Annotated in this window: 14 protein-coding genes, 1 tRNA gene and 2 pseudogenes; 14 read left to right on the top strand and 3 right to left on the bottom strand. The window is 37.7% G+C overall.

The genetic code is table 11. From position 1 onward, the window contains the following. Window positions 1-93: 93 nt before the first annotated feature. Window positions 94-692 (bottom strand): annotated as a pseudogene (locus tag IGJ95_RS11945) (class I SAM-dependent methyltransferase). Between the two features lie 178 nt (window positions 693-870). Between IGJ95_RS11945 and IGJ95_RS11940 the strand changes: the two are divergent. From IGJ95_RS11940 to upp, 7 genes are all read left to right on the top strand, one after another. Continuing rightward, on the top strand, window positions 871-1,455 hold the full coding sequence (locus tag IGJ95_RS11940) for a thymidine kinase (protein WP_010736627.1): 585 nt from the start codon (window positions 871-873) through the stop codon (window positions 1,453-1,455). A gap of 2 nt (window positions 1,456-1,457) precedes the next feature. After that, window positions 1,458-2,531, top strand: coding sequence for a peptide chain release factor 1 (gene prfA, locus IGJ95_RS11935; RefSeq protein WP_010736626.1), 1,074 nt, complete (start codon window positions 1,458-1,460; stop codon window positions 2,529-2,531). Next, window positions 2,524-3,360 carry a peptide chain release factor N(5)-glutamine methyltransferase gene (gene prmC / locus IGJ95_RS11930; protein ID WP_438761977.1) on the top strand — a complete coding sequence of 279 codons (837 nt, stop codon included), beginning with the start codon at window positions 2,524-2,526 and terminating at the stop codon, window positions 3,358-3,360. Before prfA ends, prmC begins: the two co-directional genes overlap by 8 nt. Before the next feature lie 191 nt (window positions 3,361-3,551). Next, window positions 3,552-4,577: an L-threonylcarbamoyladenylate synthase gene (locus IGJ95_RS11925; protein ID WP_438761975.1), complete on the top strand. Its 1,026-nt coding sequence runs from the start codon at window positions 3,552-3,554 to the stop codon at window positions 4,575-4,577. A gap of 189 nt (window positions 4,578-4,766) precedes the next feature. Then, complete coding sequence (gene glyA / locus IGJ95_RS11920; RefSeq protein WP_438761973.1) at window positions 4,767-6,011, top strand: serine hydroxymethyltransferase; 1,245 nt, start codon at window positions 4,767-4,769, stop codon at window positions 6,009-6,011. A gap of 532 nt (window positions 6,012-6,543) precedes the next feature. Continuing rightward, the gene (locus IGJ95_RS11915; RefSeq protein WP_066025792.1) at window positions 6,544-7,485 is read left to right on the top strand and encodes an alpha/beta hydrolase; all 942 of its coding nucleotides are present in this window, start codon (window positions 6,544-6,546) and stop codon (window positions 7,483-7,485) included. Between the two features lie 216 nt (window positions 7,486-7,701). After that, window positions 7,702-8,331: a uracil phosphoribosyltransferase gene (upp, locus tag IGJ95_RS11910; protein WP_010736621.1), complete on the top strand. Its 630-nt coding sequence runs from the start codon at window positions 7,702-7,704 to the stop codon at window positions 8,329-8,331. A 98-nt stretch (window positions 8,332-8,429) separates the two neighbouring features. Here upp and IGJ95_RS11905 read toward each other — a convergent pair whose 3' ends face one another. Then, window positions 8,430-8,672, bottom strand: a complete 243-nt coding sequence (locus IGJ95_RS11905) for a hypothetical protein (RefSeq protein ID WP_438761971.1) — start codon at window positions 8,670-8,672, stop codon at window positions 8,430-8,432. A 121-nt stretch (window positions 8,673-8,793) separates the two neighbouring features. On the opposite strand from IGJ95_RS11905, the gene IGJ95_RS11900 reads away from it, so the two are divergent. After that, window positions 8,794-8,866, top strand: a tRNA-Thr gene (locus IGJ95_RS11900). Window positions 8,867-9,145: 279 nt separating this feature from the next. On the opposite strand, the pseudogene IGJ95_RS11895 reads toward IGJ95_RS11900, so the two are convergent. Further along, a pseudogene (locus IGJ95_RS11895) lies at window positions 9,146-10,189 on the bottom strand (IS30 family transposase). Window positions 10,190-10,856: 667 nt separating this feature from the next. On the opposite strand from IGJ95_RS11895, the gene IGJ95_RS11890 reads away from it, so the two are divergent. The 6 genes from IGJ95_RS11890 (at window position 10,857) to IGJ95_RS11865 (ending at window position 14,669) form a co-directional block, all read left to right on the top strand. After that, window positions 10,857-11,276: a hypothetical protein gene (locus IGJ95_RS11890; protein WP_077151622.1), complete on the top strand. Its 420-nt coding sequence runs from the start codon at window positions 10,857-10,859 to the stop codon at window positions 11,274-11,276. A gap of 654 nt (window positions 11,277-11,930) precedes the next feature. Beyond that, window positions 11,931-12,578: a hypothetical protein gene (locus tag IGJ95_RS11885; RefSeq protein ID WP_077151621.1), complete on the top strand. Its 648-nt coding sequence runs from the start codon at window positions 11,931-11,933 to the stop codon at window positions 12,576-12,578. Between the two features lie 107 nt (window positions 12,579-12,685). Continuing rightward, window positions 12,686-13,024: a hypothetical protein gene (locus tag IGJ95_RS11880; RefSeq protein ID WP_077151620.1), complete on the top strand. Its 339-nt coding sequence runs from the start codon at window positions 12,686-12,688 to the stop codon at window positions 13,022-13,024. Window positions 13,025-13,227: 203 nt separating this feature from the next. After that, entirely contained in the window at window positions 13,228-13,464 is a 237-nt protein-coding gene (locus IGJ95_RS11875; RefSeq protein ID WP_077151619.1) for a hypothetical protein, read from the top strand. A 35-nt stretch (window positions 13,465-13,499) separates the two neighbouring features. Next, window positions 13,500-14,306, top strand: coding sequence for a hypothetical protein (locus IGJ95_RS11870; protein WP_077151635.1), 807 nt, complete (start codon window positions 13,500-13,502; stop codon window positions 14,304-14,306). A 27-nt stretch (window positions 14,307-14,333) separates the two neighbouring features. Beyond that, complete coding sequence (locus tag IGJ95_RS11865; RefSeq protein ID WP_062806211.1) at window positions 14,334-14,669, top strand: PrgI family protein; 336 nt, start codon at window positions 14,334-14,336, stop codon at window positions 14,667-14,669. Window positions 14,670-14,742 lie beyond the last annotated feature (73 nt).

Genomic DNA, 14,742 nt, shown 5'->3' with positions numbered 1-14,742 from the left:
CGCCGTTTATTCGGTTTTAGGTGGTACAAGAGGACTAATGTCACAGACACTTTGCGTATTTATGAAAGGTTTTTTTATAGAAATAGAAAATGCTTATTCTTTGATTGCTATAGCCAAAAACAAAGAAGCATCTTGTTTTATGAACAAGTTTTTTCCGTGATGGAATGTTTCAATTGAGAGTGGTTTAAATCCAGCAAGCTTCAATTGTTCTCTTAGCTCCTCGTGGTCAAAACCATTATGGACTTTTGGATGCTGGATCTTTTCGTTCTTATCGAAGTCAACGATATAAAGTTTTCCGCTTGGATGAAGCATTTGCGAAAGTTGTTTTAAAATGACTTTCGTTTCTGGAATATGCAACAAGACTAAAGATAGTAAGATGATGTCGGCTTTCTCTGCCGGCAAATCCTTTGTAGCATCCAATTCAAGTGTTCGTACATTTGCTTGTTTTGCCTCTTTGATTTTTTTATCAGCCATCGCTAGCATTCCTGCGGCTGAATCTATAATGATCACTTCTTTAAAACGTGAGGCAAAGGTAACGTGACAAGACCAGTTCCCCCACCGTAATCGATCAATTTCTGGTCATGAGTCTGTGCAGAAAATTCTTTTTCAACAGCTGAACGAATCGTAGCAGCTAATTGTATTCGTTCGGGGGTATCATAATGGTTCGCCATTTGGTGGAATATTTCGGACATAAGTGCCCTCCTTTATTTTTCATTCGATTATACCAAAAGAAGTGCGGGTAGTTTATTGATTTATAACGAAAATACCAACATTTACACTAGGGAAATCTCGCTTCGAAAATTCTCACTGTAAAAATGATTGAAAATCAAGTATAATACCATAGGAACAAACTGGAAGGTGAATGAGGACATGGCACAACTATTTTTTAAGTACGGCGCAATGAACAGCGGCAAGACAATCGAGATCTTAAAAGTCGCACATAATTATGAAGAACAAAACAAACCGGTTGTTTTGATGACCAGCGGAATCGATACAAGAGATGGCGTTGGCGTAGTTTCAAGCAGAATCGGGCTGAAACGTGAAGCAATTCCCATTTTTGAAACGACCGATGTATTTGAAGTCATCCAGCAGATGGAACATCCACCATTCTGTGTATTGATCGATGAAGCGCAGTTCTTAACAAAAGAACATGTCTTAGCATTCACGAGAATCGTTGATGAACTCAATATTCCGGTGATGGCGTTCGGATTAAAAAATGATTTTAGAAATGAATTATTTGAAGGATCGAAATATTTATTGCTTTATGCAGACAAAATCGAAGAAATGAAAACGATCTGTTGGTTTTGCCATAAAAAAGCAATGATGAATTTACATTATATAGACGGAACACCGGTGTACGAAGGAGATCAAGTCCAAATTGGTGGCAATGAAGCCTATTATCCCGTATGTCGAAAACACTATTTTCATCCATTGATGATCACAGAAGGAGATTAAGCATGTACGATCAATTACAATCAATCGAAGACCGTTACGAAGAGCTTGGGGAACTACTGAGTGACCCAGAAGTGATTTCAGATACGAAACGTTTCATGCAGCTTTCAAAAGAAGAAGCAAATACACGTGAAACGGTTGAAGTTTATCGTCGCTACAAGGAAGTTGTTCAAGGGATCAAAGATACAGAAGAATTACTCGGCGAAAAGTTAGACGACGAAATGGCAGAGATGGCTAAAGAAGAATTAGCTGATTTGAAAAAAGAAAAAGAAGAACTAGAAGAAAAAATCAAGATTTTGTTACTTCCAAAAGATCCAAACGATGACAAAAACATTATCATGGAGATTCGCGGAGCCGCTGGTGGCGACGAAGCCGCACTATTTGCAGGGGATCTTTTCTCGATGTATCAACGATACGCAGAGAGCCAAGGCTGGAAAACAGAAGTCTTGGAAGCAAGTGTGACAGGGATCGGTGGCTATAAAGAAGTCATCATGATGATCTCAGGTGAAAATGTCTATTCGAAATTAAAATATGAAAGTGGCGCACATCGGGTCCAACGTGTTCCTTCAACAGAATCTCAAGGACGTATCCATACATCAACGGCAACTGTCGTTGTCATGCCTGAAGCAGAAGAAGTAGAGATCGATCTGGCTGACAAGGATATCCGCGTCGATATTTACCACGCTTCTGGAGCCGGTGGACAGCATGTCAATAAGACAGCATCTGCGGTACGTTTGACTCACTTACCAACTGGAATCGTGGTGGCGATGCAAGATGAACGTTCACAATTGAAAAACCGTGAGAAAGCGATGAAAGTCTTACGTGCGCGCGTCTACGACAAGATCCAACAAGAAGCACAAAGCGAATATGATGCGAACCGTAAATCTGCGGTAGGGACTGGGGATCGTTCAGAGCGTATCCGTACGTATAACTTCCCTCAAAATCGCGTGACCGACCACCGTATTGGCTTGACGATCCAAAAATTGGATCAGATTCTAGCAGGAAAACTAGATGAGATCGTCGACGCATTGATCGTGTACGACCAAACATCTAAGTTGGAAGAGATGCAAAATGGATAAAACCTATCGAGAAGTCCTCACACGGGCTTCTTCTTTTTTAGAAGAACAAGGAGTAGAAGGGTATAATATCCAGTTTGTCTTTCTTGAACGAAAGCAGTGGACGAAACTGGATTGGCTCATGCGAATGAATGAACCGATCACAGCCGAGGATCAAGCCATGATCGATGCAGATATGCAACGACTAGTGCAACATTATCCGCCCCACTATTTATTAGGTTATGCTGAATTTTTTGATCACCGCTTGAAAGTCACGGAAGCAACCTTGATTCCTCGTCCAGAAACCGAAGAATTAGTCGCACTGTGTTTGGCAAAAACAAGCGAAGAAACCTTAAATGTCGTGGATATCGGTACAGGAACTGGAGCAATCGCCATCAGCTTGAAAGCTGCTAGAAAAAATTGGCGGGTCTCAGCAATTGATTTATCTTTAGAAGCACTAGCTGTCGCTAAGGAAAATGCAGAATATGAACAAACAACGATCAATTTTTATCATGGTGATACGTTGGAACCTGTCATGGATCAAACCTTTGATGTCATTATTTCTAATCCCCCTTATATCAGTCGAGCAGAATGGTCGGTGATGGATCAGAGTGTACGAACCTATGAACCGAAGATGGCATTGTTTGCTGAAGAAGATGGTTTAGCGATCTACCAGAAAATCGCAAAGGAAGCTGCACAAATATTAGCTAGCGATGGACAACTTTTTTTAGAGATTGGTTTCCAACAAGGAGCAGCTGTCAAAGCAATCATGGAGCAAGCCTTTCCGACAAAAAAAGTACGGATCAAAAAAGATATGGCAGGAAATGATCGAATGATTTTTGTTACCAATTAGTTTGTGGATGAAAAAATTTTTTTCTGTTTTTTTATAATAAAAAACACTGATTTGATAAGGATGAAAACGAATATTTTAGTTATCAACATACTTATCCACTATTGACAAACTAGTTATCAACAATTTGTGTATAACTACCTGAAAAAACGGAATAAAACAAGGATTTTGAAAAAAGAGGATGTGGATAGACTGTGGAAACAATTAAATATGATGAAACACAATTGAATGAAGCTGCGAAGGAATTAGCAGTAGGAAATCTAGTGGCTTTTCCAACGGAAACTGTCTATGGATTAGGAGCTAATGCCCTTTTACCGGAGGCTGTCAAACAAGTCTTTACAGTGAAAGGTCGACCACAAGACAACCCATTGATCGTCCATGTCGCCTCCTTCGAACAAGTAAAAGAGTATGTGGACAACTTTCACCCATTAACAGAACAAATTGTGAAAAACTTCTGGCCAGGACCACTGACTTTGATTTTTCACATCAAAAAAGGTAGTTTACCAGGGATTGTCACTGGTGGTTTATCCACAGCTGCTTTTCGCATGCCAGATAACAAGAAAACGTTAGAATTAATCCAATTAGCAGGTGTACCACTTGTCGGGCCAAGTGCCAACACTTCAGGTAAACCGAGTCCAACAACAGCAGACCATGTCTTTCATGATCTAAATGGAAAAATCACAGGAATCATTGACGATGGGGCGACGAGGATCGGTGTGGAATCAACGGTACTTGATCTGAGTGACCCATCTGCACCGCCGATGATCTTACGACCAGGAGCAATCACGAAAGAGCAACTAGAAGCTGTCATTGAAAGTCCAGTGGCGACAGACCGCCATTTGGTCAAAGAATCTGAAACACCGAAATCACCGGGGATGAAATACAAACATTACTCACCTGATACTCGAGTACTAATGGTTGAAAAAAAGGATTGGCCAGAGGCGATCATCTGGACAAAAGAGCAAAAACTACGTACCGGTGTTTTAGCTGGACCAACAATTGCTGATCAGGTACGCAAGGATGTCGCAGCTGTGTATATGTATTACGATGATTCAATAGAGGCAGCAACGAAAGGGTTGTTTGCGGGGTTACGTGGCTTAGATGATGATCGATTAGCTCTTGATCTGATTCTAGTACAAGTTGCACCTGAAGAAGGGCTAGGTATTGCTTATATGAATCGGTTGAAAAAAGCCGCAGGACAAAATTATTATAAAAAATGAACCAGAAGTGATTGCTGCAAAATCATTCTGTGATACAATCTAGGAAACAAACTAAAATAGCTATTTAAGAAATAATGTTCGTATTCTTAGCTAGTAATGTTTGGTCAACATCAAAAAAAGACAAATAAACTGAATAATCATTTGAAATTTAGAGAAGTTGACACATAAATAAATAAGGAGTTGTTGTTTGTGGTAGACTACAAAACGTTTGACCCTGATTTATGGGCAGCAATCGCAAAAGAAGAGGAAAGACAAGAAAACAATCTGGAGCTGATCGCTTCTGAAAACTTTGTCTCTGAAGCTGTGATGGCGGCACAAGGAAGTATTTTAACGAATAAGTACGCAGAAGGGTATCCAGGACATCGCTATTATGGTGGGTGTGAATTTGTGGATATCGTTGAAAATCTGGCGATCGACCGTGCCAAAGAATTATTTGGTGCCGATTTTGTCAATGTTCAACCACACTCTGGATCACAAGCCAATACAGCTGCATATCTTGCGTTAGTTGAACCGGGGGATACGATCTTAGGAATGGATCTTTCTGCTGGCGGACATTTGACACATGGCTCTCCAGTCAATTTTAGTGGAAAAACGTACCACTTCGTTGCTTATGGTGTAGATCCGTCAACAGAAGTCATTGATTATAATGTCGTACGCATCTTAGCGAGAAAACATCAACCAAAATTGATCGTAGCAGGAGCAAGTGCCTATGGTCGGACGATCGATTTTGCAAAATTCAGAGAAATCGCGGACGAAGTTGGGGCAAAATTGATGGTCGATATGGCACACATTGCTGGTTTAGTTGCAGCGGGTGTCCATCCAAGCCCAATCCCTTATGCCGATATCACAACAACTACTACTCACAAAACATTACGAGGACCTCGTGGTGGGATGATCTTAACGAACAATGAAGAGCTGGCGAAAAAAATCAATAGCGCAGTCTTCCCAGGCATCCAAGGTGGCCCCTTGGAGCATGTGATTGCCGGAAAAGCTGCTGCATTTAAAGAAGCATTGACTCCTGAATTTAAGGAATATAGCGAACAAGTCATTGCCAATGCAAAAGCTATGGCAAAAGTATTCAATCAATCGATTGGTACCCGAGTGATTTCAGGTGCCACAGATAACCATTTGATTTTGATCGATGTACGTGACTTAGAATTGAACGGAAAAGAAGCAGAAGCGATTTTGGACAGTGTTCATATCACCGTCAATAAAAATTCGATTCCTTTTGAAACACTAAGCCCATTCAAAACAAGCGGTATCCGTATCGGGACACCAGCAATTACGACCCGTGGCTTCCGCGAAGAAGATGCGGCAAAAGTAGCTGAATTGATCGTCAAAGCCTTACAGGCAAAAGATGATGAAGCACAATTAGAAGAAGTGCGTGCAGGCGTCCGTGAATTAACAGAGCAATTTCCATTATATAAAAAATAAATAGTTTATAACTAAGAGTCATCAATAAGAAGGTAAGAGAATAGAAAAAGGTGAGACAACCAGGCATGTAGCTGTTTGGTTGTCTCACCTTTTTTCTGATTGTTGAAGTGTTAGATGGCTCTCTGGAAACTCAAAAAATATGAAAAGCTATTTTCTGATTTTTCATCTTACTGCTCAGGTCAAAGCGCTTCTTTCACAACCTGGATAAACGGTGTTCGCAAGCCAGCTCCTTCAATATTAAGACAACAATTGAAAAAATATGAGAAGCTATTTTCTCAATTGTTGCCTTAATACTTGGAGCTGAACGGCTTGCTAACAACCTAGATAAACGGTGTTCAAGAAGCAACACTTCGGTCATAAGCCAAAAAAATAAAAAATGAAATAGCCATTTTTAATTTTTCTGTCTTATGCCTTAGTGCTGAGCGCTTCTTTCACAACCTCTTTCAATCTGATTTTTTGACTTTTGTCTGGTTGCTCTCTAGTATATGAGGTGTAATTTTATTTGTTGCATTCAATTTAGGGAGGAATCCGTATGACTGATCGAATTTCATTAGAAAAAGAAGCAATTGAGTTTAGTGATGCTAATGCACCGCACCCGCGTATCTATGAATTACCTCCGGAAGAAGGGCGTGATCTTCTAGAAGAAGTTCAAAGTTCTTCTGTGGAAAAATTACCTGTGGATATCGAGGATTTGAAAATGGATACCAATGATTGGGGACAAATCAATGTGCGTTTTATCCGTCCTGAAGGAAATGTAGAAAAATTACCTGTCATATTTTATATACATGGTGCTGGTTGGGTATTTGGAAGTGCCAAGACACATGACAAATTGATTCGAGAATTGGCTGTTCGTACAAATTCGATTGTGATTTTTCCTGAGTATAGTCGTTCGCCAGAAGCAAAATATCCTACTGCCATCGAGCAAAACTACGCGATTTTGCAAAAACTTGCGGAGCTTTCTGAGTCGAAAGGCTTGGATCTTGAGAACTTGACAGTCGCTGGGGATTCCGTAGGTGGGAATATGGCAACGGTGATGACGATCCTTACAAAGCAACGTCAAGGATTACCAATCAAAAAACAATTACTATATTATCCTGTAACTGATGCAAATTTCGATACAGATTCTTATAACCAATTCGCAGAGAATTACTTCTTAACAAAAGAAGGGATGCAATGGTTCTGGGATCAGTATACGACAGATGAAAAGAAACGAGCAGAAATCACTGCCTCACCTCTACGTGCAAGTAAAGAAGAATTGACAGGTTTACCACCTGCAATGATCTTGACTGGTGAAGCGGACGTGTTAAGAGATGAAGGAGAAGCATACGCTAGAAAACTTCGTGAAGCTGGTGTGGAAGTTACGCAAGTACGTTTCCAAGGGATCATCCATGATTTTGTCATGGTAAATGCGATGGACCAAACCAATGCGACACGAGCAGCAATGACTCTTTCCACAGAATGGCTAAAAAACTAGTTGTTTTTTGTCATCTTTATCCATTAATAAATTAGAAAAATAACAAAAAACGTCTGATTTTCAGGCGTTTTTGTTATTTTTTGCTGATTTTAAAAAGAACACCGCTTTGTTTTTTTATTTCTTTGATTTTCTTTAGGAAAATGACGGGTTAGACTAGTCAAGTCAGTGATTTTGTTTTACAATTAAAAAGAAACGAGAGAAAAAGGAGACAAAAAAATGGGCAAATTTCAAGTAATCGACCATCCATTGATCCAACACAAATTAACGATTATTCGCGACAAAAATTGTGGTACAAAAGTTTTCCGTGAGGTTGTTGATGAAATCGCTATGCTGATGGCATATGAAGTATCACGTGATATGCCACTTGAAGACATTGTCATCGAAACACCAATCACAGAAACAACACAAAAAACATTGTCTGGTAAAAAAGTAGCCATTATCCCAATCTTGCGCGCAGGTATTGGAATGGTTGACGGAATCTTAGAATTGATCCCAGCAGCTAAAGTCGGCCACATCGGATTATACAGAGATGAAGAAACATTGGCACCGCACGAGTATTTCGTTAAATTACCGGAAGATATCGACGCACGTCAATTATTCGTAGTTGATCCAATGTTAGCGACAGGTGGCTCAGCGATCATGGCGATCGATGCTCTGAAAGCACGTGGCGCTTCAAACATTAAATTTGTTTGCCTTGTTGCAGCTCCAGAAGGTGTTAAAGCCTTACAAGAAGCACATCCAGATATTGATATCTATACTGCTTCATTAGATGAAAAATTAAACGACAAAGGCTATATCGTTCCTGGTCTAGGCGATGCTGGCGACCGTTTATTTGGTACTAAATAGGAAAAATCAGCTATACAAAAAATCTGGGATTTTCCCAGATTTTTTGTATTTCATTCAGTCAAAATAAAAACCATCCACTTGATGGATGGTTGAAAAAACTAAATCTTACTCATATCTTTGTAATTGATAATGACGACGCCTTTACTTTGGGTCATCAAATCGGCATTCTCATTAGTTTCATCAATTGCAACAACAGCAGAGTTTTTCAATTGCTTGGAAATCGTTCCGGTTTGCGTTTTTCCGTGAATCATAAAGGTAACATGTGTATCAGTGGTAAATTTTTCTCCAAATTCTGACGGTTCGACCTTTGTTTCAAATTTTCCAAAAATTGCCATTTTCATAAAACCTGCCTTTCATCTATAATTATAGCACATTTTTTGAAAAAAATCATGAAAGTAGAAAATTCTTCCACATTACCCCTTTACATTTCTTAACATAACGACTATAATTTTTCTTGGAAACGCCAGCTTAGCTCAGTTGGTAGAGCAACGCACTCGTAACGCGTAGGTCGTAGGTTCGATCCCTATAGCTGGCATACGATAAAAGCAGTCATATTAAGGTTTTTATGCCTTCGATATGACTGCTTTTTGTTTAACCAAATTATTTTTGTCCAAGCACCTACATAAAGCTTTTGTTAGGGAGATTACAATGGACGAAGTAATAGAGATAAGATGAAAATTCAGCTATTTTCTAGAATAGTCTACACGTAGGCTTATTTCTTATTATTCGATCGAGCTTTTTTTAGCGAGTTTTTTCCCAAAATTTCAAGAACAAATTAGCCACTTTTCGAAAATATGAAAATCTCCTGTTATTACTAATTTCCGGGTTGATTTGACCATGAGTTGGGCGTGACATAGCCAAGTATTTTTCTTGGTAGTTGATTCATTTTGTCTGCGATTCCTTCAAGAAACGAACGAGCATAGCCATCGATACTCTCGCCTTTTGGAAGATATAGGCGAATCACCCGAGTATGATTTTCATTTGTGCCATGTTCACAGGAAGAATACGTATGGGTAAAATAAACCGCAATGAATCCCTTCAGACATTCCTTCAACTGGGAAAATTCTGACCTGTTGTCTGACGTAATCGAACGAAAAATTTCCGAGAAATTCGAGCTATATTCGTCCATCAGTTGACGGAGGGTATAGGTCACTGAATCCGCATCCTTACCGTCAATCGCACGAATGATCTCAAAGCGAGTCATCCGCTCAGTCAACGTCAATAACGCTGTTTCAGCGCCATTTCTCTTGCCAATTATGGTGTCGATCTCAAAATGAACAAACTCGGTACGTATGTCCACCGAAGCAGGGCGCTCTTCGATACTTTGACCGAAGACTTTACGATTTCGCTTCAAGATTGGTTGATCTGATCGACGACTCAATTTCATCAAAAGATCGATATTTCGAATCTCCAAGCGTTGTGCATCAATATACGCATACAAGGTGGTCGTAGAAACCATTTTATCTGGTGAAAATAAGTTATGACGCTTGGCAAATCCCACTACGGCATCTGGCGAAAAGCCTCTTCCTTTGAATGCTTCGACAAAGAATGCGAGAAAAGCGGCGACTTGTGAAAATTTAGTAGGAGGGCGACATTTTTGGCGCTTCGTTCGGTAGCGAGTTTGCGCATATTCGGCGTGATAGTAGGCAGAAAAGTGCGTGCGGCTATTAATTTTCTTGACTTGTTTCAATTGCCTGCGTTTGATTTCGTTTTAAATGGTTTGAGGAGCGACACCAATACGCTTAGCGATTTGGCAATTTAAGACCCTTTGGGCATGCCAAGCAGCGATTTTTTCTCGTTTGATTTCAGTTTGGTGCTTTCCTTTTGAGCGAAGTGTAGTAGAATTTATACAAGTCATAGTGAAAATCTCCTTATTGGTTTGGTGTAGGAACCCCAATAATATACGATTTTCACTATGATGCTTTTTTATTTCTTAGGTGGCTAACTTGATTATAACATTTGCAAGCGAGTTTTTTTGAAAAAATTTTTGATTTCGTTATAGTTTATAGTATAGATAAATTAATCAAGGAAATACATGATAAAGGTAAGAAAAAAAGAAACAAATCTAAAAAAAGAACATATGTCAAAAGCTGTGAATTTAGTCTGACAAGGAACTAATGATACGGAGAAGCAGCGACTCATTACTCCGTAAGAGCACGTGGAGCATTAAAAAAGAAATAGCAAGACTAGAAAAACGAATAATTAATCTGATCTTGCTCTCGGATAGTTCCATTACGGTCAATGCAAAGTGTTGACATTGACAGTTGACCAGTAAAAAAGGTTACAATTAGAAAAGAAAAAGCAGCGCTTGATAGCTGATTTAGCGGGAATACAACAGCCACTGGCTTGAGCAAGCAGTGAAGCTTGCTTTTTTAGATAATTTCGTTCAAAAAAGTTTACTTACTCCTGTTTAATAGTTCACTTTTTTTATTTTTTTTAATAATCTGCTTCGTACCGTTTTTTGATCCTCTCGTAGTTTATACTAAATGTGAAAATAAATATTTTTGTGTAAAGGAGAATATTTAATGCCAGTACCAGTAGATGTAGAGAAACGAAAATCAGGTCAATCCCCAAATAAACGAAGAGAAGCATTTAAACGAAAAAGAAAAGAGAATGAGAAGAATGAAGCACATCAATTGAAAGAAGAACTACGACGAACTGGAGTAACAGAACCAATTTATGAAAACTTATATAAGCGACCAATCCCGCAAAAACCTAAACGAACGAAAATGCCTTACTCTAGTCACTCACAAGAAACCCAAAGATTATCTGCTATTGATATGAAGACAGAAGCGTTAAAACAAAAAATATTGCGCGAACATAAACAGAAACAACATAAAAAAGGCAAGAAGAAAAGTCTCGGATCTCTTTGTAAAGAGCTAAGACAGAAGATGGCCTCAAAGCCGAAAAAAAGTCCGCAACAGAAGCAACAACAAGAACGATAGTTAATCCTTTGCTGGACTACACTGACTCTTTTTGTAAAATAGAAAGCTAGGTGGAAGGTTGGTTTTTTCAAAATTATTTTTTTGCGAGAAACATTAGGCGAATTAGGGTAACATACGTTTTATAATAAGATTAACTTTGACGGAAGGAGGAAGAAATCTATGAGGCCAAACGAACACTTATTAGATAGATGGTTAGAAAACATTAAAGATCAAGGCTATCAACAAGTCCTGGAGTAGCGATGTCAGGGGTTGTGGTTCCTATTCCATAGGATAGACTTAATGACACTTTTTATATCTTTTTGTGATTTAAAAACCTCTAACGACTTGCTTTTCAGCAAGGTATATTATAGTAGCAAGCTACGTCAAATTAACGTAGCTTGCGTAATAATTTTCCGTTTGTGGGTTAATAAATTAGGAGTATTAGCATTTTTTGAATCAAGAATTTAAAAGAGTGAAACTTTGATAAAGTCTTCGTTCTTTTTTAGTGTTTAAAAAATAGTTGAATCATAATTCTGAAAAGATGCTGTGAGCTATTACAACATCTTTTTTTATTTTAGAACTTTTTTGAAAAAAATCTTTTTTGTTTGACGTTTTTTCGTATCATTTTAGTAGATAAATTGCATGTAATTACAAAAAGAAGTGGAGGAAGAGAGCATGAGAAATTGGTGGATTCGATTATTAGATAAAGCAACTATTAAGTACCCGTTTGTTTCGAGAGTATATGTCCATAGTGAATTAAAAGCTAATCGTTCGGCATTTGATAAACATCGAGGACCATATGATACAACGGAGAATTTATACAAGCGTTTCAAAGATATACGAGAACTAGCATCAAAAAAAGAGTTATCTAGCTCAATTTTTAAACAAAAATGTCTTGCGTATTATGACAGAAATTTTTGTCTAAGTGATTATTATATGTATTTGATCAACCTGAACCAACAAAAATTGACTCTTCCGAACATACCAAGAGATTTCAAGTTATGTTTAGAAGCAGAGACGTTAGAATTGAGAAAAAAATTATTGTTTTTAGTGGATTATCCACATTTGAATTCACGTCTGAGTGAAGCTTTCACCAAGGATATGGTTGCTCGAGCAACACCAGATTTGGTGTTGCCAGATATGTATGTAATGAGTTTATTAAAAAATCGAGTCGAGGGAACACGGTGGTATTCATCAGTGGAAATTAAGACCACATCCCTTAAAACACTTGCTACTATCAAAACTCAAGCGTTAGGTCAATCAAGATTGGCAATTCATAGAAGTACACCGACTACGAAGCCAAGAGAGTATTATTTGCGCTAGTTTTGCTGGAGCAAGGAACAAAAAAAGAAAAATACCACGAAATAAAAATGAAGAAAAAAATACTTCTAACATAAATATATTCATTAAATAAGAAAGAGGTGGAAATGATGTCTAGTGTTTGTTGTTTGATTACTGGATTGTTCTGTTTGTTTCGCTTAGCTTGTAAAATCATCTTGTTAGTTTTTGTGAAAATTATTCCTGCACCATTTAAGTTTATGCGCTTTATGTATAAATGTATGGAGAGGGAAAAACAAACAAAGGAACAAGAATATTCAAGCAGAAAACGTGAATATTCAGTTAAAGCTAAACGATTCAAAGATAACGGACGCAAAAGTAGAATGTCTAACTTGGATCGTCATTCTAGAAGTAGTTCCTTAAGTTCAATCAGTAGTTTAGGAAGCTTACCAACACCAACTGTTTATTTGTCGACTAGAGAATCACGTTAACGTGTTGATCTATCCAAGTATTTTGTTTATAAGAATAAAAACGATAGTTATCTTTAAAAAAAGAGAAAAAAAAAGAGGTGTGTATCAGGTATAAATGATACATATCTTTTTTTTATAGGGAGAAGGTGCAATAAACAAAATTAAATAGTCAAATGTCTTTTATCAAAAATAAAAATAGTCAAATAGAAAAGGAGTAAAAAAGAATGTCAAATACAGACTTACTGTCACAAGTATTTAGTTTGATTACAAAGTTTACACAAGTTGGTGGAGGATTATGGCTGATCTGGGGAATCGTAATGATGGCTGGTGCATTGAAAGATAAAAATGGACCACAGTTACAAACGGCAATTTGGCAAGTGGTCGGCGGGATGCTGATTCTTGTAGCTGCGCTATGGTTCAGTTCGTCATTTGATGTCGGTTCTTTAGTAGGGGGTCGCTAAATAATAAGGGAGTGTCTTAATTGGGCGGAGCAGTAATGAACATCTTCAAACAGATTATGTATTATCTGAATGGAGAAGATTTAAGAAATATTCTGAGTTTAGATTTACAACAATATTTGTATAATGCATATGTGTTTGTCATTGATTTGCAAAAAACAGTTGTTGGTCCAGTTGCCTATGCCTTATTAGCTATTTTTATTTTATTGGAATTTCAAAAAATTTCGATGAAAGTAGAAGGTGCAGGTGGCGCAGCGACGTTAGGCTTTGAAATGATCATTAAAGCATTCATCAAATTTGTTTTATGCTATATTGTTATTTTAAAAATTCAAGTCATTTTGGACGGAATCATTGCTATTACATCATCACTTACAAGAAGTATTTTGAATGGTGCTGGTCAAAGTCATTTGAATGATTTATATGCACGTGTTGAAGCGGTGATTAAGTCATTAGCTTGGTGGGATCAATTAGTGATCTTACTGGTCTTTTGTATCATGTTTTTAGCTGCGTTAGTTGTCAGAGTGTTGATTCAAGTAACGATCTACATACGATTTTTAGAATTGTATATCTTTTGCGCAATGGCGCCAATTCCAATGGGTGCTTTGCCAAATCAAGAGTTTTCATCTTTGGCGAAAAACTTTTTTAAAAATTTTGCAGCTACCGGATTACAGTCCTGTTTTATTGGTCTCGTACTAGTGATTTATCCATTTATTTTTGAGGAAATTTTGAATAACTACAGTAATGGTGTTTGGGGAATTATCCTGGGGATCACAATTTACATGATTGCTCTGTTATTCTCGATCAATAAAACAAAAGGTTGGGCGAAAACACTTGTTTCTGCCTAAGTTTAATTTACAAAGAGGAGCAAAACTATGGCAATTGAAGTAAAAGTTCCAAAGGATATCAAAGAATACAAAGAAAAAATCATCGCTGGCATGAGTATGAAACAACTTTTAAGTGTGAGCGTTGCGATTGTGTTAAACATCGTTTTAAGTATTGTATTGATCAAAATTTTAGGGATGAGTATGGACATTGCAAGTTGGTTCATGATTATTCTTTCAATTCCAGTTGTTTCTTTTGGCTGGTTTAGAAAACATGGCCTTGCGTTTGAAGTATTCATGAAATATTTTTTGAAATACCACTTAAATCCTGGGAAAAAAGTTAAAAAAGAAAATACAAATAAAATGAATGAAGTTAGAGAAGCATGACACATTTAGTTGATTGATGTTCTTTCAAAAACTCGAAAGAACATCAATTCTCTAAATAGTCACTTTTAGGAAG

The organism is Enterococcus sp. AZ156, assembly GCF_051714165.1.
In the GTDB taxonomy this organism is placed as follows: domain Bacteria; phylum Bacillota; class Bacilli; order Lactobacillales; family Enterococcaceae; genus Enterococcus_B; species Enterococcus_B pernyi.
Note: the sequence above shows the minus strand (reverse complement) of the source record. Positions and strands in the feature narration are given on the sequence as shown.